We start from the raw sequence: 1,407 nt of genomic DNA, 5'->3' as shown, positions 1-1,407 counted from the left end.
GTTCTACCGGAACTCCCTATTTGATTAGCCATAATTAATAAATTTAAGATTAATAATAAGATCTAACAATGTTACGATTTTATCCGTATTGTACTAATAATCATCCATTTCTCATAAGCAAGACCGTTTTTAAGATTAATAATTCAATGATTTATTATTTGATTACTATAGTATCTTTCAGTATTTGATAGCGAATGCCCGTATTCGTCTTTATCACATTGAGAATTTCCGATAAATCTTCGTTGTTACGGAAACTACCGCTAAACCTTAATTTTTTTATTCCTTGATTTTCATAACGAAATACAACGTTATAGTTCCTTTCCAACAACTTTGTTATATCTTGCAGATACATCATTTCGAAAGACAAGAAACCACCTCTCCATTGAGCGAACTGTTTCTTATCGTAAGGCACTACTTCTATCTTGTTTCTACTTTTATCATAAACCGCCACTTGGTTAGGCTCAAGTAAGACCTCTTGTTTAGTCAACGTTGGTTGTACGGCAACCTTGCCATTGAACAAGGTTGTGGTTAGTTGCGAGTCTTCCATATAAGCGGAAACATTAAAGGCCGTACCAATCGCTTTCACATCAATACCGTTTGCCTTTACAACAAAAGGTAAGTCTTTATTCTTTGCGACTTCAAAATAAGCTTCTCCATCCAAATAAATGCTACGATTGGAATGGCCGTAGTTCTCCGCATATTCTAGAGTTGTACAAGAGTTAAGCCAAACCCTCGTACCATCCGGTAATTGCAAATAGCTCTTCTCTCCTTTGCTCGTTACTAATTTATAATTTCCAACTGTCGATAAGTTCTCTTGATTCGTAAGATACAACGTTGATAGTGAAACACCTATGCCCAAAACCACGGCAGCGGCATATTTCAGGTATTGAAGGAATAGCCCTCTTGTTTTCATTTTGGAAATAGTTTTTTTCTCTATGGATGAAAACAAACGCTCCCACTCCCTATCAACATCTACTTCGTCTTTGAGACTTTCCTCTATTATATCTTTTATATATTCTTTCATTGTTTTTTCTCGATTCTATATGTATGACACATCAGAACGATGTGCTACTTACAAGATTGATAGATTTTTGTATTATATTTTTCAAGAAGCCAGATAATCTTTCAATCGACTTTTCAAAATCTTAAGAGCCCTGTATATCTGTGTTTCCACCGTACGGACAGAGATATCCAGTTTATCTGCGATCTCTTGGTTCTTGAGTCCATTTATACGACTCAATTTAAAGATGGATTTACATTGATCAGGTAATTCCTCTATCGTATTTTCCATGATTTGCTCTATTTCAAGGACACTGAGTGTCGAATGAGGATCATTATCTTCTGCCTCCTCTCGAAATAACACGTTCGTAGTTTCACATTGAGGGACTTCAATAGTTCCGGTAGAAC

Annotated in this window: 2 protein-coding genes; both read right to left on the bottom strand. The window is 35.7% G+C overall.

Annotated elements, in window-relative coordinates; all coding sequences use genetic code 11:
• Window positions 1-154: 154 nt before the first annotated feature.
• Window positions 155-1,024, bottom strand: a complete 870-nt coding sequence (locus DW205_RS21990; protein ID WP_005868919.1) for a FecR family protein — start codon at window positions 1,022-1,024, stop codon at window positions 155-157.
• Window positions 1,025-1,105: 81 nt separating this feature from the next.
• The coding region (locus DW205_RS21985) for a sigma-70 family RNA polymerase sigma factor (RefSeq protein ID WP_005868918.1) at window positions 1,106-1,407 on the bottom strand (302 nt) is incomplete at its 5' end.

The organism is Parabacteroides sp. AM17-47, from assembly GCF_003434625.1.
Taxonomy (GTDB): Bacteria; Bacteroidota; Bacteroidia; order Bacteroidales; family Tannerellaceae; genus Parabacteroides; species Parabacteroides distasonis.
This window is presented reverse-complemented; position numbering and strand designations above follow the sequence as displayed.

Bases quoted from the DNA above. Each gene is read 5' to 3' on its own strand.
- DW205_RS21990 (WP_005868919.1), bottom strand. From the start codon at position 1,024: ATGAAAGAATATATAAAAGATATAATAGAGGAAAGTCTCAAAGACGAA.